25 protein-coding genes and 1 pseudogene are annotated in these 19,048 nt (G+C 68.2%); 17 read left to right on the forward strand and 9 right to left on the reverse strand.

Annotated elements, in window-relative coordinates:
* The first annotated feature begins 31 nt into the window (after positions 1–31).
* Positions 32–1,648, forward strand: a complete 1,617-nt coding sequence (locus EXE50_RS00915; protein ID WP_137704094.1) for a long-chain-fatty-acid--CoA ligase — start codon at positions 32–34, stop codon at positions 1,646–1,648.
* A gap of 38 nt (positions 1,649–1,686) precedes the next feature.
* Here the strand turns inward: EXE50_RS00915 and EXE50_RS00920 are convergent, their stop codons facing one another.
* Positions 1,687–2,058 carry a DUF5779 family protein gene (locus tag EXE50_RS00920; protein ID WP_137704095.1) on the reverse strand — a complete coding sequence of 124 codons (372 nt, stop codon included), beginning with the start codon at positions 2,056–2,058 and terminating at the stop codon, positions 1,687–1,689.
* Between the two features lie 114 nt (positions 2,059–2,172).
* On the opposite strand from EXE50_RS00920, the gene EXE50_RS00925 reads away from it, so the two are divergent.
* From EXE50_RS00925 to EXE50_RS00945, 5 genes are all read left to right on the forward strand, one after another.
* Positions 2,173–2,850, forward strand: coding sequence for a thioredoxin domain-containing protein (locus EXE50_RS00925; RefSeq protein ID WP_137704096.1), 678 nt, complete (start codon positions 2,173–2,175; stop codon positions 2,848–2,850).
* A gap of 100 nt (positions 2,851–2,950) precedes the next feature.
* Positions 2,951–4,270 carry an MFS transporter gene (locus tag EXE50_RS00930; RefSeq protein WP_137704097.1) on the forward strand — a complete coding sequence of 440 codons (1,320 nt, stop codon included), beginning with the start codon at positions 2,951–2,953 and terminating at the stop codon, positions 4,268–4,270.
* Positions 4,271–4,349: 79 nt separating this feature from the next.
* Entirely contained in the window at positions 4,350–5,123 is a 774-nt protein-coding gene (locus EXE50_RS00935) for a prephenate dehydrogenase (RefSeq protein ID WP_053772223.1), read from the forward strand.
* Positions 5,124–5,143: 20 nt separating this feature from the next.
* Entirely contained in the window at positions 5,144–6,601 is a 1,458-nt protein-coding gene (locus EXE50_RS00940) for a small ribosomal subunit Rsm22 family protein (RefSeq protein WP_053772222.1), read from the forward strand.
* Positions 6,602–6,705: 104 nt separating this feature from the next.
* The gene (locus EXE50_RS00945) at positions 6,706–7,560 is read left to right on the forward strand and encodes a ZIP family metal transporter (RefSeq protein ID WP_053772221.1); all 855 of its coding nucleotides are present in this window, start codon (positions 6,706–6,708) and stop codon (positions 7,558–7,560) included.
* Positions 7,561–7,632: 72 nt separating this feature from the next.
* Here EXE50_RS00945 and EXE50_RS00950 read toward each other — a convergent pair whose 3' ends face one another.
* The gene (locus EXE50_RS00950; RefSeq protein ID WP_053772220.1) at positions 7,633–8,352 is read right to left on the reverse strand and encodes an SOS response-associated peptidase; all 720 of its coding nucleotides are present in this window, start codon (positions 8,350–8,352) and stop codon (positions 7,633–7,635) included.
* A gap of 24 nt (positions 8,353–8,376) precedes the next feature.
* Positions 8,377–9,090, reverse strand: coding sequence for a glycerophosphodiester phosphodiesterase (locus tag EXE50_RS00955; RefSeq protein ID WP_137704098.1), 714 nt, complete (start codon positions 9,088–9,090; stop codon positions 8,377–8,379).
* A gap of 146 nt (positions 9,091–9,236) precedes the next feature.
* Between EXE50_RS00955 and EXE50_RS00960 the strand changes: the two genes are divergently transcribed.
* Positions 9,237–10,007, forward strand: coding sequence for a ribonuclease H-like domain-containing protein (locus tag EXE50_RS00960; protein ID WP_053772218.1), 771 nt, complete (start codon positions 9,237–9,239; stop codon positions 10,005–10,007).
* 110 nt (positions 10,008–10,117) lie between these two features.
* Here EXE50_RS00960 and EXE50_RS00965 read toward each other — a convergent pair whose 3' ends face one another.
* Positions 10,118–10,999, reverse strand: coding sequence for a hypothetical protein (locus EXE50_RS00965; protein ID WP_199241333.1), 882 nt, complete (start codon positions 10,997–10,999; stop codon positions 10,118–10,120).
* Positions 11,000–11,288: 289 nt separating this feature from the next.
* The gene (locus EXE50_RS00970; RefSeq protein ID WP_137704100.1) at positions 11,289–12,278 is read right to left on the reverse strand and encodes a polymer-forming cytoskeletal protein; all 990 of its coding nucleotides are present in this window, start codon (positions 12,276–12,278) and stop codon (positions 11,289–11,291) included.
* A gap of 143 nt (positions 12,279–12,421) precedes the next feature.
* Here EXE50_RS00970 and EXE50_RS00975 point away from each other — a divergent pair, with 143 nt between their 5' ends.
* The 7 genes from EXE50_RS00975 to EXE50_RS01010 all read left to right on the forward strand — a co-directional run bounded on the left by EXE50_RS00975 (position 12,422) and on the right by EXE50_RS01010 (position 15,140).
* Positions 12,422–12,598 (forward strand): DUF5786 family protein, encoded by a 177-nt coding sequence (locus tag EXE50_RS00975; RefSeq protein WP_053772215.1) that lies wholly within the window; start codon positions 12,422–12,424, stop codon positions 12,596–12,598.
* Positions 12,599–12,716: 118 nt separating this feature from the next.
* Complete coding sequence (locus EXE50_RS00980) at positions 12,717–12,953, forward strand: hypothetical protein (protein WP_137704101.1); 237 nt, start codon at positions 12,717–12,719, stop codon at positions 12,951–12,953.
* Between the two features lie 100 nt (positions 12,954–13,053).
* Complete coding sequence (locus EXE50_RS00985; RefSeq protein WP_004598428.1) at positions 13,054–13,251, forward strand: DUF5800 family protein; 198 nt, start codon at positions 13,054–13,056, stop codon at positions 13,249–13,251.
* A 181-nt stretch (positions 13,252–13,432) separates the two neighbouring features.
* A complete protein-coding gene (locus tag EXE50_RS00990; protein WP_233561587.1) occupies positions 13,433–13,858 on the forward strand; it encodes a hypothetical protein in 426 nt (141 codons plus the stop codon).
* A 2-nt stretch (positions 13,859–13,860) separates the two neighbouring features.
* The gene (locus EXE50_RS00995) at positions 13,861–14,073 is read left to right on the forward strand and encodes a helix-turn-helix transcriptional regulator (protein ID WP_053772212.1); all 213 of its coding nucleotides are present in this window, start codon (positions 13,861–13,863) and stop codon (positions 14,071–14,073) included.
* 59 nt (positions 14,074–14,132) lie between these two features.
* The gene (locus EXE50_RS01000; protein ID WP_053772211.1) at positions 14,133–14,333 is read left to right on the forward strand and encodes a hypothetical protein; all 201 of its coding nucleotides are present in this window, start codon (positions 14,133–14,135) and stop codon (positions 14,331–14,333) included.
* Positions 14,334–14,687: 354 nt separating this feature from the next.
* A complete protein-coding gene (locus EXE50_RS01010; RefSeq protein ID WP_137704102.1) occupies positions 14,688–15,140 on the forward strand; it encodes a DUF6653 family protein in 453 nt (150 codons plus the stop codon).
* Between the two features lie 66 nt (positions 15,141–15,206).
* On the opposite strand, the pseudogene EXE50_RS17970 reads toward EXE50_RS01010, so the two are convergent.
* Together EXE50_RS17970 and EXE50_RS01020 are read right to left on the reverse strand one after the other, a co-directional pair.
* Positions 15,207–15,500: pseudogene (locus tag EXE50_RS17970) on the reverse strand (PIN domain-containing protein); the annotation flags it as partial.
* A gap of 60 nt (positions 15,501–15,560) precedes the next feature.
* Positions 15,561–16,655: a site-specific integrase gene (locus EXE50_RS01020; RefSeq protein ID WP_137704103.1), complete on the reverse strand. Its 1,095-nt coding sequence runs from the start codon at positions 16,653–16,655 to the stop codon at positions 15,561–15,563.
* Between the two features lie 348 nt (positions 16,656–17,003).
* Here EXE50_RS01020 and EXE50_RS01025 point away from each other — a divergent pair, with 348 nt between their 5' ends.
* Together EXE50_RS01025 and EXE50_RS01030 are read left to right on the forward strand one after the other, a co-directional pair.
* The gene (locus tag EXE50_RS01025; RefSeq protein WP_137704104.1) at positions 17,004–17,342 is read left to right on the forward strand and encodes a helix-turn-helix transcriptional regulator; all 339 of its coding nucleotides are present in this window, start codon (positions 17,004–17,006) and stop codon (positions 17,340–17,342) included.
* 3 nt (positions 17,343–17,345) lie between these two features.
* Entirely contained in the window at positions 17,346–17,801 is a 456-nt protein-coding gene (locus EXE50_RS01030) for a hypothetical protein (RefSeq protein WP_137704105.1), read from the forward strand.
* Here the strand turns inward: EXE50_RS01030 and EXE50_RS01035 are convergent.
* Together EXE50_RS01035 and EXE50_RS01040 are read right to left on the reverse strand one after the other, a co-directional pair.
* Positions 17,798–18,025 (reverse strand): hypothetical protein, encoded by a 228-nt coding sequence (locus EXE50_RS01035; protein ID WP_137704106.1) that lies wholly within the window; start codon positions 18,023–18,025, stop codon positions 17,798–17,800. The two genes, EXE50_RS01030 and EXE50_RS01035, sit on opposite strands and share 4 nt — an antisense overlap.
* A gap of 15 nt (positions 18,026–18,040) precedes the next feature.
* On the reverse strand, positions 18,041–18,277 hold the full coding sequence (locus tag EXE50_RS01040) for a hypothetical protein (protein ID WP_137704107.1): 237 nt from the start codon (positions 18,275–18,277) through the stop codon (positions 18,041–18,043).
* 113 nt (positions 18,278–18,390) lie between these two features.
* On the opposite strand from EXE50_RS01040, the gene EXE50_RS01045 reads away from it, so the two are divergent.
* Positions 18,391–19,044 carry a hypothetical protein gene (locus EXE50_RS01045; RefSeq protein ID WP_137704108.1) on the forward strand — a complete coding sequence of 218 codons (654 nt, stop codon included), beginning with the start codon at positions 18,391–18,393 and terminating at the stop codon, positions 19,042–19,044.
* Positions 19,045–19,048: the final 4 nt, after the last annotated feature.

The following is a 19,048-nucleotide window of genomic DNA, read 5'->3' on the forward strand; positions in this document are numbered from 1 at the left end:
TGATTTTACACATCATCGATAGTGATAGACGATGAACAAGCCGCTGTTGACGACGGACTTCTTAGACCGGGCGCGCCGCCACTACGCCGACGAGGAAGCGATCCTGGCGGTCGACGGGACGCGGTACACGTACGCGGAGCTCGGCGACCGCGCCGACCGATTCTCCGCCGCGCTTCAGGCTCGCGGCATCGAGAAGGGCGACCGGGTCGCCGTGCTGGACCCGAACACGCACTACCACCTGGAGGCCGCCTACGGCGCGATGCAGGTCGGCGCGATCCACGCGCCGCTGAACTACCGCCTCACGCCGGGCGACTTCTCGTACATGCTCTCGGACGCGGGCGTCGACGCCATCTACGCCGACGCCGAGTACGCCGCGAACGTCGAGGCGATCCGCGACGAGGTGCCGACCGAGACGTTCCTCACGAACGACGCCGACGCGGTCGAGGGCGACTGGGAGTCGTTCGACGCGGCGCTCGACGACGCCGACCCCGACGCCTACGACCGCCCGGAGATGGACGAGGACGACGTGATCACGATCAACTACACCTCGGGGACCACCGGCGACCCGAAGGGCGTCTGTCGCACGCACCGCGCCGAGACGCTCCACGCGTACCTCATCTCGATCCACCAGGAGATCACCGACGACGACGTCTACCTCTGGACGCTGCCGATGTTCCACGTCAACGGCTGGGGCCACATCTACGCGATCACGGGGATGGGCGCCCGGCACGTCTGTACCCGCGGCGTCGACGTCGCGGAGACGTTCGAGCGGATCCGCGAGGAGGACGTGTCGTACTTCTGTGCCGCGCCGACCGTCCTCAACATGCTCGGCGACCACTACGCCGAACACGGCGGCGAGACGACCGGCGACAACGACGTGCGGGTCGCCACCGCGGGCGCGGCGCCGCCGGAGGCGACGATCCGTACCGTCGAAGAGGAGTTCGGGTGGGATCTCAAACACGTGTACGGCGCCACCGAAACGGGCCCGCTCATCACCACCTCCGACGCGAAGCGCCACTTCGACGAGGGCGCCGACGACCGCTTCGCGGTGAAGAAGACCCAGGGGATCGGCTACCTCGGCACGGACGTGCGCGTCGTCGACGAGGACGGCGAGGACGTCGCCGCCGACGGCGAGACGATCGGCGAGATCGTCGTCCGCGGTAACCAGGTGATGGACCGCTACTGGAACAAGCCCGAGGCCACCGAGCAGGCGTTCTCCGAGCGGTTAGAGGGGTACTACCACATGGGCGACCTCGCCGTCGTCGACGAGGACGGGTTCGTCTCGATCCAGGACCGCAAGAAGGACATCATCATCTCCGGCGGGGAGAACATCTCCTCGATCGAGTTGGAGGACACCCTCTTCGAACACGACGTCGTCTCCGACGTGGCCGTCATCCCCGCCCCGGACGAGCGCTGGGGCGAGACCCCGAAGGCGTTCGTCGTCCCAGAGGGCGGCGACCCGAACGACGCGGCCGCGACGCCCGAGGCGCTCAAGGCGTTCGTCCGCGAGCGCGTCGCGGACTACAAGACGCCCGGCGAGGTGGAGTTCGTCGCGGAGCTCCCGACGACCGCGACCGGGAAGATCCAGAAGTACGAGCTGCGCGAGCGCGAGTGGGACGAGGAGGAGCGGATGGTCGGCGAGGGGTAGCGGTCGCTCGCCGCGGTCGGGAGGCGTTCGGCCCGGACTCAGTCCTCGCCTTCGTCGATTTCGTCCGTGTCGCCCGCCTCGGCGTCGTCCGCTCCGCTCGCCTCCTCGCCGCCGGAGTCGCTCAGGCGGTCGGTGTCGATGCTCACGCCCGGCGGCGTGACGACGAGGAAGCCCCGGAAGTGCATCAGCTCCCCGTCCATGTCCTTCACGTCGCGCGCGAAGGGGGCGGCGAGCTCGTTGAGGTCGCCGTCTATCGACAACACCAGGGTGTTCCCGTAGTCGACGCTGCGGACCCATTCCTCCGGGTCGGTCGTGCCGTCCAAGACGCCGAGGACGACGTCGCCCGCCGCCGCGAACGCCTCGTCCATCTTCGCCTCGGCGTCCCGCAGGTCGAGGTCCCAGTCGCTCATACGTGGGGGTCGACAGGCGGCGGCAAAAGCGTTCGGGAGCGGGGCGGCCTCGCCCCACACCGACCGCCGCCCGGTCGCGGAGCGGTTAAGTGCGCGCCGATCCCAGCAGACGATATGAAACGCACGCGGCGGTCCCTGCTCGCGAGCGCGGCGTCGGTCGGCGTCGTCGGCGCGGCGGGGTGTCTCGGCGGCGGGGGGACGACCCTCGACCTCAGCGGCGTGGAACTCGACACCGGCGAGTACGACTGCGACTTGACGGAGCCGTCGGACCCGGACCTCGACTACCGGCCGACCCTCGGAGACACGGACGCCGACGTGGTCGTTCAGGCGTTCGAGGACTTCACCTGCGGGCACTGCGCGAGCTACAAGCTCGACCACTTCCCGGTCATCCGCGACGAGTACATCGACCCCGGCGACATCCGGTACGAGCACTGGGACTTCCCGATCCCGGTCGACGAGACGTGGGCGGTCCCCGTCGCGAGCGCGGCCCGCGGCGTCGGCGCCCGGAACGGTGACGAGGCGTTCTTCGAGTTCGCCACGGCGGCCTACGAGTCGCAGCAGAGATACAGCGGGGAGACGCTCGGCGCCGCCGCGGAGGCCGCCGGCGCGGACCCCTGTGCGGTGCTGTCCGACGCCCGGTTCGCGGCGTTCGGCCAGGCGTCGGCCGACGACCGGGCGGAGGGCGCGTCGATGGGCGTCGAGGGGACGCCGAGCATCTTCGTGAACGGCAGTCCCGTCGAAGAGGGCTACGGGGCCCAGTCGATCGCCGCCGCGATCGAGTCCGAACTCTGAGGTGCGGCCGACCGGCCGGAGAGCGCCGCGAGCGGCCCGTCTCCGAGTGGATCTTCCCAGAGCGTCGGTCTTTTGACCGTTCGACCCGTTTTATACGCAGATGAGCGACCCCGACCCCTCCCCCGCGACCGAGGCCGCCGCCGGCGACCGCTCGGTCGACGCGAACGCCGTCGGGGGCGACGCGGACGCCGCCGACCGCCGGCGGCTCGGCGCGGTCGTCCTCGCGGTGCTGATCTCGCAGGTCCTCCTCTACCCGGGCGTGCCCGACCTCGTCGTCGCGCTCGGCGCGCCCGCCGGCATCGACGCCGGGATGTGGTTCCTGGTCGCCGAGTGCGGCGCGTTCGTGTCGTTCGCGGTCGTCTGGGGCGCGCTCTCGGACGCGCTCGGGCGGCGGGTCCCGCTGATCGTCGTCGGGGCGCTCGGCGGCGCGGGGTCGTACGTCGCGCTCGCGTCGCTGCCGGCCCTGGGGCTCGGCTTCGGTGCCGCGCTCCTCGTCCGCGTCGTCGGGGGGGCCCTGACGATCGGGGCGTTCTCGCTGTCCATCACCCTCCTGATGGACTTACGGGGCGGCAACGGGCGCAACATGGGCGCCGCCGGGCTCGCGATCGGCCTCGGCGCGGCGGTCGGCTCGGTCGTCGGCGGTTGGCTCGCCGACCTCGGCGCGCTCTACCCGGTGTACGCCGGCGGGGCCGTGCTGGCCGCGGCGGGGCTGCTGTCGGCGACGGTCGACGACCGGGCCCCGACCGGCCGCGGCAGCGACGCGGGCGCGGCCGGCGACGGCGGGGATACGGCGGGCTTCGCCGACGTGCTCGCGCGCGCTCGCCGGACCCCGGGGCTCCTCGTCCCCCTCGCGTTCGGGTTCGTCGACCGGCTCACGGCCGGGTTCTTCGCGCTCGTCGGCGTGTACTACTTCCAGGACCCGGCGACGTTCGGCCTGTCGGCGACCGGCGCGGGCGCGACGCTCGCGCTCTTTTTCGTGCCGTTCGCCCTGCTACAGTCGCCGTTCGGCGCGCTCTCCGACCGGATCGGACGGTTCCTACCCGTGGTAGCCGGGTCGCTCGCGTACGGCGTCGTCACCGTTGGCGTCGGCGTCGCTCCGGTTTACCCGGCCGCGGCCGCGCTGATGGTCCTCGTCGGCGTCTGCGGGGCGCTGATGGCGCCGGCGACGATGGCGCTCGTCACGGACCTCGTCGAGCCGGAGGTCCGCGGCGCCGCCATGGGCCTGTTCAACGTCTTCGGGTCCCTCGGGTTCCTCGCGGGCTTTTTGATCGGCGGGAGCGCGACCGACGCGTTCGGGTACACCCCCGCGTTCCTGGCCGTCGGCGGCCTCGAACTCCTGATCGCGCTCGCGCTGCTCCCGGCCGTCCGGTCGATCGCGCCCGGCGCCGGAGCCCTCGGGCGCGTCGGCGCGGAGGGGTGAGCGACGACCGAGGGGCCGCGCCCTCGCCGCGGCGAGCCGAGTCCTTTTAACCGACTCGCCGCCTGCATGTTCGTAACCGATGGACCTCCTCGTCGTCGGCGCCGGTGAGATCGGGCGCTGGGCGGCCGACACCGTCGCGGCCGACGCCGCGCCCGTCGACGCGAGCGTCGCGTTCGCCGACCGCGACCCGACCGTCGCGGCCGACGCCGCGGCCGGGCGCGACGCCCGGACGGTCGAGGCCGACGGGGACTCCGTCCACGACGCCGTCTGCCTCGCGGTGCCGATGTCGGCGGTGCCGGCGGCGGTCGAGGCGTACGCGCCGCGCGCCGAGCGGGCGATCGTCGACGTCTCCGGCGAGATGACCGACGCGCTCGCGGCGATGCGCGAGCACGCTCCCGGCCTCGAACGCGCGAGCTACCACCCGCTGTTCGCGCCGCCGCGCGTCCCGGGCAACGTCGCGGTCGCCGTCGACGAGGCCGGCCCGGCGGTCGAGGCGTTCACCGCGTCGATCGAGGCCGGCGGCAACGAGGTCTTCGAGACGACCGCCGCGGAGCACGACGGCGCGATGGAGACCGTTCAGGCGGGCGCGCACGCGGCGGTGCTCGCGTGGCGGCTCGCCGCGGAGCCGGTCCGCGAGGAGTTCCACACCCCAGTGTCGGCCGCGCTCGACGACGTGGCCGACACCGTCACCGAGGGGTCGCCCGCGGTGTACGCCGAGATACAGCGCGCCTTCGACGGCGCCGAGGACGTGGCCGACGCGGCGGCGGCGATCGCGGACGCGGACGACGAGGCGTTCGCCGCCCTGTACGAGCGCGCCCGCGGCGACCGCGAGGGGAGAGAGCGGCTGGAGTGAGACGACGCGACGAGACACCAATGATCGACAGAACCGCGGTCCGGAACAACGCGAACTACCTGCGCAACGTCAGACCGATCGACCCCGAGGAGATCGCGGAGTACATCGAAGGGACGCCGCACCCGGCGGTCGTCCGCGAGACGCTCCGCGAGGAGGCGTTCGACCTCCGGCTCCGCGAGCGCGAGGACGGGGCGTTCGTCCCCGTCGAGGAGGCGCCCGTCGACCCGCCGGGCTGGGCGCCCGAATCGCTCCCGGACGAGTACTCGTTCGCCTTGGAGGACCTGCTGGTCCGCGAGTACGGCGCGAACTGGCACCGCGGGGAGTCGGGCGCCGAGCTCCGCGAGCGCGTCCGCCGGATGAAGACGGACTACCTCTACGAGAACGAGGTCGAGTACGACCGCGTCGCGGCGCTCGGCTACGCCGTTTACCACCTCCCGGCGTACTACGCGACGGTCGGGTACGTCCTCGACGACCTGACTGAGAACGGCCTGCTCGACCGCACGCTCCGCGTCCTCGACGTGGGCGCCGGCGTCGGCGGGCCCGCGCTCGGGCTCCACGACTACCTCCCGGACGACGCCGTCGTCGACTACCACGCGGTCGAGCCGAGCGCGGCGACGGAGGTCCTCGACCGGCTGCTGGAGGAGACCGGCCGGAACTTCCGCGCGACGGTCCACGAGACGACCGCCGAGTCGTTCCTCGGGCTCGAGGGGGGCGAAGAGCCCGCCCCGGCGACCGACGAGCCGTTCGACCTCGTGCTGTTCGGCAACGTCCTCTCGGAGCTCGCCGACCCCGCTGCGGTCGCGGGCGCCGCGGTCGACGCGCTCGCGCCCGAGGGCAGCGTCGTCGCGTTCGCGCCGGCCGACCGGAACACCGCGACCGGGCTCCGCCGGGTCGAGCGCGAGGTCGTCGCGTCCGGCGGCCACCCCGGTCGGGACGCCGAGATATACTCGCCGGCGCTCCGCCTGTGGCCCGACGCGGTCCCGACCGACCCGGGCTGGTCGTTCGACGTGGCCCCCGACCTCGCGGTCCCGCCGTTCCAGCGCCGGCTCGACGAGGCGGCGGCGCGCGGCGAGACCGACGAGCCGGGCGAGTTCGTCAACGTCGACGTACAGTTCGCTTACTCGATCCTCCGCCCCGACGGCCGTCGGCGCGTCGACGTCGAGGCGAGCGCGGAGCGGTGCGCGCGCATGGCCGAGTCGGAGCGGCACGTCACCGACCGGGTGAACCTGCTCGCGGTGAAGCTCAGCCACGACCTGAGCGAGGGAGACAACGCCGTCTACCGCGTCGGCGACGGCTCCCAGGCGACCGACCACTACCTCGTCTGTACCCGCGAGACCGCGCTGAACCGCGACCTCCGCGAGGCCGGCTACGGGTCCGTCGTCTTCGTCGAGAACGGGCTCGTCCTCTGGAACGAGGACGAGGGCGCGTACAACGTCGTCGTCGACGACGAGACGGTCGTGGACCTGGTCGCCCGCTGAGCCGGCGGAGGGCGTGGGGAACGGGCGCGCAGCTTCGTCACCGGGCGCCACGGGCGACCGTCTCCGGTGTAGACTTATCAACCCCCCCGTGTTATCGCTGTCAGATGGCGGTCGAAATCACCGAGGCGTTCGTCCGTATCGCCGGTACCTCCTCGGTAGCACAGGCGTTCGTCGGCGGCGTCATCATCGCGCTGCTGAACCTCGCCGGAGCGTCGCTGGTCCTCGTCTGGCGGAGCCCGTCCGAGCGAGCCCTCAACGGGATGCTCGGCTTCGCCGCCGGCGTCATGCTCGCCGCCGCGTTCACCAGCCTGATCATCCCCGGCGTCGAGGAGTACTCCGGCGGTAACCCGATCCCGACGCTTATCGGCGTCGGGGTCGGCGCTCTGTTTCTGGATCGGGCGGACGCGCTGATTCCCCACGCCCACTTCCTGCTGACCGGTTCTCGTCGCATGGACGCGGCGAACCCCGGAGAGACGCTACCGGTCAGCGACGACCGGGTAACCGGGGTGGTCCTGTTCGTCCTGGCCATCACGCTACACAACATGCCCGAGGGGCTCGCGGTCGGCGTCGGGTTCGGCGCGGCCGCCGGCGATCCGGCGCAACTCGGGAGCGCGCTGTCGCTGATGCTCGCGATCGGTATCCAGAACATCCCCGAGGGGCTGGCCGTCTCCGTCGCGGCGATTAACGCCGGCCTCGACCGCCGAATCTACGCCGCGTTCGCGGGGATACGCGCCGGTGTCGTCGAGATTCCGCTGGCGGTGCTCGGAGCCGTCGCCGTCGCGGCGGTCGCGCCCCTGTTGCCGTACGCGATGGGGTTCGCCGCGGGGGCGATGCTGTTCGTCATCTCCGACGAGATCATCCCCGAGACGCACCGAAGCGGCCACGAGCGCGTGGCGACCCTCGGACTCATGGTCGGCGTTATCACCATGTTGTACCTGGACATCTCGTTGGCGGCCTGACCGCGCCTCCGTTGAGGCCGTCCCCCCGGACGGCGCGTCCGTACCCGACGGACCGACTCCGGCGGACGCGACTCACCCGACCGGCTCGATCAACTCCGGCGCGTCGACCGCGGGGGAGTTCACCCGCGTCGACACCGGGTGCGCGGTCAGTTCGTCGCTCGGGTAGGGGTCGAGCAGGGCGGCGGCCTCGTCCGGATCCCCCCGGAGCCACGCCTCCTCCTCGCCCGGCTCCAGCATCACCGCCATCCGGTGGTGGAGGTCGGCGACGAGGTCGTTCGGCTCCGTCGTCACGATCGCGAACGTCTCAATCGGTCCGTCGTCGCTCTTCTCGTTCTCCCCTCCGCCCGACCCCCCGCCGAACGCGCCGAGCCCGGTCTGGGTCGTCTCCGGCGTCGGCGGCTCCCACCGCTCGTAGATGCCGGCCATCGCGAACGGCCGGTCGTCCTCGAAGGCGACGCGGTAGGGGGTCTTGCCCGACCCGCGGTCGCCGCCGACCCACTCGTAGAAGCCGTCCGCGGGGACGAGGCAGCGCCGGCGCTCGAAGGCGTCCGTGAAGCTCCGCTTCTCCCGCACCGTCTCCGCGCGGGCGTTGATGAGGTCGAACGACTCGTCGGCCCACGAGGGCGTCAGCCCCCACTCCATCCGCGTCGCCGCCGACGGGTCCGCGTCAGGGATGACGGGGAGCGACTGCCCGGGCGCGCAGTTGTAGCTGGGTTCGTGGTCGCCGAACGCCGCGCCGAACCTGTCTTCGAGGTCGGCGGCGGGGGTGAAGAGGGTGTAGCGGCCGCACATACGGATCGCTTGCCGCGAGACCACTTAATTCCGCGACGACCGGTCGGCCTCCGGCAGCAGGTCCCACCGGTCGGCGATGACCCCGTCGACGCCGGCCGCGACCAGTCGCTCGGCGTCCACCCGATCGGCCGCGGTCCACCCGTTCACGGCCAGCTCCGCCTCGTGCGCCCTCTCGACGAAGCCCGGTTCGGTCGCGAGGTCGATCGGCGGGTGGACCGCGACGCACCCGAGTTCCGTCGCCCGCTCGACCGCGCGCTCGGGGGCCGCGTCCGCGACGAGCAGCGCGCGGTCCGTCGCCGGGTCGCGGTCGCGCAGCGACGCCAGCGCCTCCGGGCGAAACGACGAGAACAGCACCTCGGTGTCGGTCCGCCGCGCGAGGGCGAGCGCGTCGAGCGCGGTCTCCGGCTCCTTGATTTCGACGTTGACGCCAATCCCCTCGGGGACGGCCGCGAGCGCCTCGCCGAGCCGCGGGATCGGTTCGCCGGAGTCGAGCACCGTCAGTTCGCGCAGCGCCTTCCAGTCCGTGTCCGCGACGCGCCCGGACGCGCCGGTCAGCCGGTCGAGGTCCGCGTCGTGGAAGACGACGAGCTCGCCGCTGGCGCACCGGCGCACGTCGACCTCGACGGCGTCGACGTGCGGCGCCGCGCGCTCGGCGGCCGCGACCGTGTTCTCCGGGTACTGGCCGGCGCAGCCACGGTGGCCGATCAGCGCGACGCCGTCGGGGCCCGCCCGCTTCATCGGGCCCCCCTCGACGTATCGGTCGCCTCGTTCGATCGGTCGTTCACGGGCTCGCATCGGTACCGCGGCGTGTTAGCTCTTCGCTCGCGGTCGGCCGCGCGGCCGCTCCCGTCGGCTTTTTGCCCGCGCGCCGCTCGGGGACGGACATGCGCATCGAGAACAGCTTCATCCCCGTCGAGGGGGTGGGCGAGACGACCGAACGGCGCCTCTGGGAGCGAGGGGTCACGACGTGGGAGTCGTTCGACCCCGCCGTCGACGTGGCGGGCGTGGGCGCGACGACCGCCGACCGGATCGAGTCGTTCATCGCGGAGGCGCTCGCGCGGCTCGACGACGGGGACGCCGCCTACTTCGACCGGGCGTTCCCCTCGGGCGAGCGCTGGCGGCTCTACGAGAACTTCCGCGAGGAGACCTGCTTCTTCGACATCGAGACGACCGGGCTCGACGAGCGGCGCGACCGCGTGACGACCGTCAGCTTCCATCAGGGCGGCGAGACGACGACGCTCGTCGCGGGCGAGGACCTCACCGCGCGGCGCCTCCGCGAGCAGTTCGCGGACGCCAGCCTGCTCGCGACGTTCAACGGCGCGCGCTTCGACGTGCCCTTCCTGGAGACCTCCTTCGACGTCGAGATCGACACCCCCCACCTCGACCTGATGTACCCCGCGAAGCGGATCGGCCTCTCGGGCGGGCTGAAGCCCATCGAGAGGGAGATCGGGATCGACCGCGACCGCCCGGACATCTCCGGCCGGGACGCGGTCCGGCTCTGGCGCGAGTACGAGCGGGGGAGCGACCAGGCGCTGGAGACGCTCGTCTCGTACAACCGCGAGGACACCGTGAACCTTCGGACGCTCGCCGACACGGTCTGCGACCGCCTGGACGACGAGGTGTTCGTCACCGCCCCGGACGGAGACGGCGACTGAGAGGGACCCGATAGGTCGCGAACGGCGGGTATGGACCGTCGCGATGGGAGCCGCCGCCTCGGTCGACGCCGGCGGGGTCGACGCCGACGCGGTCGGAGCCGCCGAAGCGGTTACCGGCGCAGGACGATCCCGCCGTTGCCGACGACGACGGCGTCGCCGTCCACGTCGACCGCGTTCAGGTTCTCGCCGGTCGGCGTGTCGAGCGCGAACCGATCGTCGGCGGTGAGCTCCTGGACGACGCCGCCGCTCCCGACGACGTAGCCGGCCTCGCCGTCCGTCTCGACATCGACGAGATCGGCGTCGCCGAGCGCGTCGGGCGTCCAGTTCGCGCCGTCGTACGTCAGCACGGCGCCGTTACCGCCGGAGACGGCGACGTCGTCGGGCGCGTCGCTGTCGAGGCCGTAGAACGTCACGTCGGCGTCCTCGATCCCGATGGCGTTCCAGGTGACGCCGTCGTCGGTGACGAACACGCGGCCGTTCGTGTCGACCGCGTGCCCGCTTCGGGGGCCGTGGAAGTCGATCGCGGGGAGCGCGGAGCCGCTGCCCGGCGTGACGTAGTCCCAGGTCCCCGCCGCGCCGTTCTCGAAGCTGTAGTAGATCTTCCCGGAGTCGCCGGCGACGTAGACGTTCGCCTCGCCGGCCCGCCCGGTGACGGCGACGGCGTTGTAGTTGTTCGTGTTGTCCATCGGCGCCGAGTGGTCCACGAGGGTGTCCGTCGCGGGGATGTACTCGCCGATGGCGCCGCTCGCGCCGACGAACCAGACGCGCTCGCCGTCGTCGGTGACGGCGGCCCCGTAGAGGTTGCTGCCGTTCCCGGTCGGGCCGCCGGCGCGAAGCGTCCGCCAGCCCTCGGCCGCCGGCGCGGTGAGGACGCCGCCGCCGCCGACCGCGAAGCGGCCGGCGCTCGCCGACACCACGTCGTGGAGCGTGCTGTCGGTCTCGGTCGCCTCGACGGTCCAGTCGCTCTCCGCGGCCGCGGCGACACCCGTCACGCTTCCCGATGCGACGATCGCACCCAGTCCCGCCAGCGTCGCGCGGCGGGTCGCCGTCAGAGGTCGGCTCATGACGCACCCGAGGCTTTCGGTGCCTGTTGTAAGTGCCTTGTGTCGTTTAGAACTGACGTGAAATTAAATCGGATAAAACCGCGTTAAACGTCGATCGCCGCGGGGGTTCCGGCATAAACTGTCTGAAAAATACCTGCGGGAAAAACGCCGCTTTCGTCGCTAAGAACCGCATTCTGAATTGCGTCCCCGGCGGGTAAAACACGTCCGGCGCAACGGGTCAGGAGTCGTCTGACTCGACCGTCCCGGGCGCCGCGCCGGCGTCGGTGGTCACCGTCGCGGCCTCCTCGGCGTCCGCGGCGTCGGTCTGGGCTTCGGCGGCCGCCTCGTCCGGTACATCGGACTCGACCCCGTCGTCTTCGCTCGCCCGCTCCGCTTCTTGGATCAGCTTCATTTCGCCGCGCGCCCGGAGGGTGCCCTGGATCTCCGCGCCGTCGTACACCACGAGATCGCCCGCGGAGACGTCACCGAGGACGCGCGCGCCGCTCTCGACGGTCACGGTCCCGCCGCGGGTCGTCACGTCGCCGTGGATGACCGTGTCGGCGCCGACGGTGACGTCCTCGCGGGCGCGCAGCGAGCCGAACACCTCGTTGCGCTCGCCGACGCGGATCGACGCCGCGCGGAGGTTGCCGTGGAGGCGGCAGTCGTCGCCGACGGTGGCCGGCGTCGACACGCGCCACGCGTCGTCGGATATCTCGGCGTTCCGCGGGACCAACAGCGGATCCCGCACGTCGTCGCCGTCGGCGAGCGCCTCCGCCAGTTCGTCGGCGGCGTCGGTCTCGCCGACGCGCAGCAGCTGCGAGAGGACGATGAAGTAGAAGACGATCGTCGGCACCGGGTTGCGGATGACGATCCAGCCGTTGGCCTCGAACCCCTCCTCGACCGTCACGTCGTCGCCGATGTCGAGGTTGCCCGACACCATCAACCGGCCGGTGACGGTGACCCGCTCGCCGAGGTACGCGTCCTCGCCGACGAGCACGTTGCCGTCGACGGAACACCAGGTGTCGAGCCGGCAGTCGCCCTCGGCCTCGATGTCGTCGCCCACGCGCACGCGCTCGCCGATCGCGACGTTGCGGCCGCGGACGCCGAGCCCGACGGTCGACTGCCCGCCCACGAGCACGTCGCCGTCGACGACGACGTCGTGCTCCTCGACGGTCGTCTCCGAGGGGATCGCGAGCTCCTCGATCGGGCCGTCTCCTCGCAGCGACACACCGGGAGCAGTCGCCCCGAGCGTATAAACGGTGCGGGGCGTCGGACACGCGTCGGACGACGCGAGCGCCGCGCGGAACGTGAACGCCTCCCGCGGCGGCCCCCTGTCGCCGCGCTTTTCAGTGCGCCGTCGGTATCTCGCCCATGGGATTCGGATCGTACGACGAGAGCGAACAGACGGATCAGGACGTCGACACCGACGAGGACGACGCGGTGAACGTCCACGAGAACGACCACGACGGCGACGTCACCATCGAGGGCGACGCCGACACCGACGACCTCGTCGGCCGCCTCTCCGAGATGCGCGACGACGACGACTGAGTCCCCACCTCTCCTCAGCTGCGCTCCTTGGGCCGCGGGCGCGAGTCGTCGTCGCGGGTGTGCGTGTCGTTCGCACGCCCAGTTCGGATTTATGATCCTCCAGCTGCTTCGGTACCATATGGCACGGAACCGCAACCGAGTGGGTCGGGTCGGCCGCCGGACGCGCCGCGGTCGCCGGAACCGACGGCGACGCGGGGACCGGTCCGAGACCGCCGACACCGACCACGGCGACGAGGCCTCCGCCGCGACGGTCGCGCTCGCGCGTCGACTCTGCGCGAGCGGGAACGGACAGGCGTGTGAGATGCTCGAACGACTCTGCGAGTCAGGCCACGACGCAGCCTGCGACGCCACCTGAGATCCGCGTGGCGCGCGGTCGATACCGGTGTCCCCGACGTGCGACGACCGCCTCCGGCGGTGCGCGTTCCTTATCACCTCGCGCGGAGTACTCTAAACCGATGAGCACGGACCTGACGTTCACGGACCGCGGGGTCGACGTCGTCTACGAGGGCACCGAGTTCGAGTTAGAGAAGACGCTGATCGAGGAGGCGACCGGGAAGTCGTACCGCGACGTCACGGACCACGAGGTGCTGACGATCGTCGCCGAGGATCCGGACTTGGACGGCGAGCCGGTCCGGATCGGCGACGTGCTGTAGCGGAGGCCGGCTGCTCGTTCGCCGGGCCTTCCTCTGACGACACCGAGTCGGTACCGCTTCGTCGAATCCGCTCTCGTTGTGTGATCTGACCTGCCCCTCGCGAGCGACGGTGCCAGTCTCGCCGATCGGAGTAAGAAATATATAACGTTAGATCGAACTAACACATAGAGGTGACAACCGAATGCGACCTCGCACGAAGTACCGCATCGGACGGGCCGTTCACATGCTCGTCACGGTGCTGACGCTCAACCTCGGACTGGCCCGGGAATCTGCTCCGATCATCGCCAGCGGCGCGGTGCTGTTCGTCGCGTTCTTCCCGGTGAGCCGGACGGTCGCCGACCGCGTCGGGTACACGCCGACCGACGAGCGCACCCGAGCGATCACGCGGACCGCCGCGAGCCGCGCCGCGATGCTGCTGTTCGGGGCCTCGCTCGCCGTCTTCCTCGTCGGGTCCGCGCTACAGGCGACGGGCGGGCTCGACGGTATCGCACAGACCGCCTACGCGCAGGCCCGCGTCGTGGTCGTCTGGGCCGCCGTCGCGATCTGCGTCTCCTCCGTCGCTCACGGGACACGGGCCTGGGTGCGGCGGCGGGGCGTGGAGGCGTAACCGTGGAGTTCGACACCCGCGTCCGCGAGCTCCGCGAGGAGGCCGGCCTGACGCAGGCCGAGCTGGCCGACCGCGTCGACGTGACTCGGCAGACGGTCCTCTACGTCGAGAAGGGCGAGTACAACCCCTCGCTGGAGCTGGCCTGGCGCATCGCACGTGAGTTCGACGCGCGCGTGGAAGACGTGTTCGACCTGCCCGACGAGCCGCGATCGTAGCGCCGCCGTCGCGCGGTCCGACCGGACGACTTTTTCCGACGCCCGCCGAAGCAAACGACATGGACATCGGATTCGATCTCGGAGTGAACGTCCCGTCCGGCGTGTTCGCGCTCCACGCCGTCATCGCCGTCGTGTTCCTGGGCCTCGCGGGCGTGAACGGCGCGAACGGCGAACTGATCGGGCTGGGACTCTACCTCGCGATGGCGGGTATGATCGGGCTCGTCGGCCTCATGGCCGGGCGGATCGTGGCGCGTCGCTGACCCGGGTCGACTCGCTTTCGTCGTCGGTGTCGGTCGCCTCGCCGGACGCGGCAGCAGAGTTTGGGGCCACAGGGACCTGAACCGCGGTCGTCGTCATGAGTCGGCGTCCTCCTCGCCGGTCCCGGCGATATCGAGGTCCGCGGTGTACTCCTCTCTACGTTCTGCGACTTCCGGTGCCGGTCCGCCTTGTGGTAGTAGCGCTTGAACGTGTCCGGGTCCGCGTCGGCGCGCTCGCTGACCACGCCGATCGGGAGCCCGCGGTCGCAGTGCCACGTGAGCGACCCCGTCCGGATGTGGTAAGACGCCCTCTGCCTCGAAGGAAACTATTTGATCGCTCGGAGAGAAATCCCGACCATGGCCCCCACTCTGCCGGACGATTTTGAAGAACGGTTCTGGCGTCGTCACTCCAATCCGAAGAGCGGCTGGAGTCGAACGGTCCTACTGCCGGCGCTCCTCTTCGCTGTCTATCACCGAAAGTGGCGATTCGCGGGCGCCGCACTCCTGTTCACTGTGGCGAATCCGATCCTCTTCCCGCCGCCGGACGACGACGACGCGTGGATGACCCGCGTGGTGTTAGCCGAACGTTGGTGGACGCGCGAACAGAAGGCGGGCGTCTTCGACATCACGTACCCGAACTGGCTCAACCTGCTCAACGTCCCCGTCTCGGTGTACGCGTTCGTCGCCGCGTACCGCCGGCGCCCCTTCCGGGCCGGCCTCGCCGGCGCGCTCTCGATGGCGCTGAAGTTATGGTATGTTGGCGCGCTGGTCCGGCGGTACGACGCCCGTGACCGACCGGAGGAGCGATAGCGATCGTTGGTCAGCGTCGACGACCGCGAGCGAGTAGCATCTGCTGCCCCTCGGTCACTCCTGCCGTTACGGGTCGGCCGCGACGTCGAGGCGGTACACGTCCTCGGCGGCGTCGAAGTCGCCGTCGAACGCGTAGCGGTAGCCCAGCCCCTCGACCTGCATGTACGCGACGATACAGGCGTCGACGAACGAGGATCGCTCGTGCTGCCGGAAGATGTCCTTCGCGGTCGCGAACGCGTCCGCCGTCAGCGATTCGACGTGGAGGCGCGTGCTCTCCTCCCCGGCTACGGACCTGTTTTTCCTCGAATACCTATTACTAAGAAGTGATACGTTAGAGTGGAGACCGCTATGGGGCCGGAGGGATACCGGTCTCCCGCTTCGCTGACTGATCGGAGTGATTACTGCGGTCTTGTCGGGTCATTATCGGTCTTCTTCGTCGTTGATTTCGCCGTCGATGTCGGTCGGCTCGCTGTGCTCCGTGATGTCGATCCCTTCGAAGTCGGTGATCCTCCGCCTGAGAGCGGCGTCTAGGTCGGGCCTGTCGTAATACCGCCTAAGCACGTCCGGCGTCGTCGCTGCTCGCTCTGCTACGTCCTCGAGGTCTCGACCGAGGTTCAGCTGCCACGTTATCGACCCGCGACGGATCGGGTGCGGGCTCGACGACGACGGACACTGAGAGGCCATCGTCTGCTTAGCCGCCCACTCGCATTTATGCGGCTCTCGGGAGTGAGGGCACTGCTGCTTGACGCACGGGAGCGTTGCCTGATAGATCCAGTTCGTTATCGTCGACTTTGTCGGCCGGCCCTGACGACTCGCGAAGAGCGGGGAGCGGCCGTGTTCGTCGTGTTTTCGGAGTCGATGCTTTGCCACGAACTCATCGAGGATCTGAGCCGGCTCAGGAGCGAGCACGACCTTGCGCTCGTGTTGGTCTCCCTTCTTGAGTCGCGTCCCGGTCTCCGGGCGATTCCGGAACGAGAGCGTCCGTTCCTCCGAATCCCAATCCCGGACATCGAGAGCCCTGATACCTCCGCGACGGGGTGCGACGTGGCCGGTTACCTCGAGGAGCGCGTGTCGCCGGGTCGCCCGCCACTGGGGTGCCTCGCGGTAGTAAACGAGGTACGACTTGATCTCCTCCGGCTCGAGAGTGTCCGAGCTCGTCTGCTCTGCGTCCTCGAGCTTGAGGGGCTCGATCGCAAGGTGCGTGCCGACGTTGACAAGTCCCTGCCCTTCGAGCCACTTGATCCAGCGACGTGTCTGCTTCTGCTTACTCTGTATCGTGATCTTGGCGTAATCGCGACCGAGTAGGTAATCCGTGTAATCCCCGACGGACCACAGATCCATGTCGCCGAGAGTGTCGATCTCTGCCTCTTCGGCGAACGTCTCGAACGTATCGAGGCTCTTGCGATAGGTCCGCTCGGTCTCTCCCTTCCAGTCTGGTCGATTCCGAGCGACGAACTTCTCGATCGCTTCTTCGATCTTGAGGTCGGGAGAGTCTCGCCGTGTCGCCCGACTCATCGACTCCTCCGAGCTGCGCATCCTCGGCAGGTCGGGAGCTCGAGGATCGCGTCGATTCCGTCCGCGGGACCGTGACAGACGGCGCAGCGGCCGTCGTCGATACTTGTTAGTGGTGTCGGTGCCTCAAATCGGTGGGGCTTTTGTGGCCCCGTCGTGGCGCGGTACATGCGTTCTTGCGCCACCTCAACGGGCCCGTGCCAGCGGGCCCGGTCATCACAGACCAACAGTGTCTCGTATCCCAGCTATCGGTGGGCACCCACACAGATGAGCCTGTGTCACATATAGTTACTGGTGTCTCCGATAAATTATATTGTCACCTTTTATCGACCATGGCACATTAGACCTGGTATGCGAAAATCGGGAGATTGGATGACGATATGGGACGATCGGATGCTCGAGTATATCGAGGAAAACGGATCCGGCTCACCCTCAGAGATCGCTCGATCTGACTACGTTCACGTATCTAAACAGCATATCTCGAGGAGGCTCCGAACTCTATCAGAACACGATCTATTGAATTCTCTCGGGAATGGCGTCTATACAATCACCCGAGAAGGGAGATACTACCTAGCTGGGGGCTATGATGCTGAGAGAGGGGAATTCATGGAGGATATAGATCCTGAGCGGGGAGTTCGAAATTATGAGGCGATGTATCTTGATTTGTTAGATAAGATCTCTCAAGAGTAGTTCATGAATGAGATTGACCCAGTGGTTGTCGGGAGCATTGTATACCTTCTAGGGGCGCTCACTATTACGATTCCGGGAATTGCCTATCTTGAGCCACTACATAGACCAGGAAGATTGCTGAGGGGACTAGAAGAATTAGAAGCGGGGGAGCTCAAAAACTCCGATACTGGATTTGATGATACGCTTGAAGAGCTGAATACGCTAGTCAGTAAAGAGAACAAACTGGATGGAAATATAACTAAATTGAAAGTGTTAGCAGGTACCGCAGAAGTGGGGGGAAGAGGGATGATCCATACAGTTCGAGCCTATGAAGGCGATGAGGAGATCTCGGGGATTGAAGAACAAACGTTCGACAAGCTCCGGTATCAGATTGATCGGTCAATCCGAAACGGGAAAACCAAGATTCGGACGGTTGGTGTAATACTTATTCTAATCGGCTTACCGATTCAGCTGCTCTAGTTGTCGCTTGAATCCTCCTCAAATGGATTCTGAAACTCTCCACCCTCCTCGAAATCCCCGTCTTCCTCTGGTTCACCCAGCTCGAAATTGTTTTGATCTGCCTCCTCAAACGGATCCTGTAACTCTCCACCCTCCTCGAAACTTCCCCCCTCCTCTGGCTCACCCAATTCAAAATTGTTCTCTTTTGCCTCCTCAAGCGCCTCCTCAAATTCTTCTTTGTTCATATCCTCACACGAACCTCAGACCCCATATAACTCCGGTCTCTCCCCGAGCGCCGATCCGATCGTCGACCGTGTCGTATCGAGCTCCCGAGCCGCTTTGCGTTTGCTCATCTCATCTTTAGCGACCATCTCGAGCACGGTCACGACTCGATCGTAGTTCTCTCCCTCGATGAGTCGGCCGTCGATGTGGACAGTCTCGGAGAAGTCAATATGAACCCCGTCCGTCGAATCGTCCCGTTCTGCGGCCCCCGACACGTTATCGCCTGATTAGTGTTCAAATGGGACTTATAATGTTACCAATGAGATATGTCTATGCCACACAGATTTGTATGGCAAGGGTTAAGTGGCATACTGCCATACACCTATGTGTGGCAAGACAGATGACGACTGAAGAACTCACCACCAAAGTTGAAACAGCGAACGACCCGGCCAAAGAACTCGGAACGCTCGAAACGTGGAACGGACAGGATGTCTACGTCGTGCGGAACGCGAAAGGACACTTCGTGACCTGGCGAAAGGTCTCCCCTGCCGAGACCGACAGCGCACCCGTTGCGGTCGCTGACGGCGGACAGGACGAGGTCACGTTCACGACCGAGCGCGGCGCAGACGTCACCGTGACCGCCGAAAACGGTACGCTGTTCGTCGGCGTCGAGTCCCCCGCGATCAACATCGACCGAACGTCGGCGTTCGTTGAGACGTACAAGGGCATTGACGTGCTGAACCTCGGAGTCCACCGCGTTCAGGGCGACCGGCAGAAGCCCCAGATCCCTGTTGGGGAGAACAAAGACGAGATCGAGCAACTCCGCGAGGACAGCGAACCGGAGCCCACCGACGAACTACTCGCGTACGAAGATAAGGATCAAGATGCTCTCGAAGAATCTGCCGAGATCGGGGAAGAAGTCGTCATCAGCAAAACGACGACTTACTGCAACGACTCCTCGAAAGAGTGCAACCTCGATCACGTGACCCGAGTCGCAACGCCTGAGGGCGAGATCGAGACCCGACGAACCCACACCTACTAAACCA

It is taken from the genome of Halorubrum sp. ARQ200, assembly GCF_005435115.1.
Taxonomy (GTDB): domain Archaea; phylum Halobacteriota; class Halobacteria; order Halobacteriales; family Haloferacaceae; genus Halorubrum; species Halorubrum tropicale.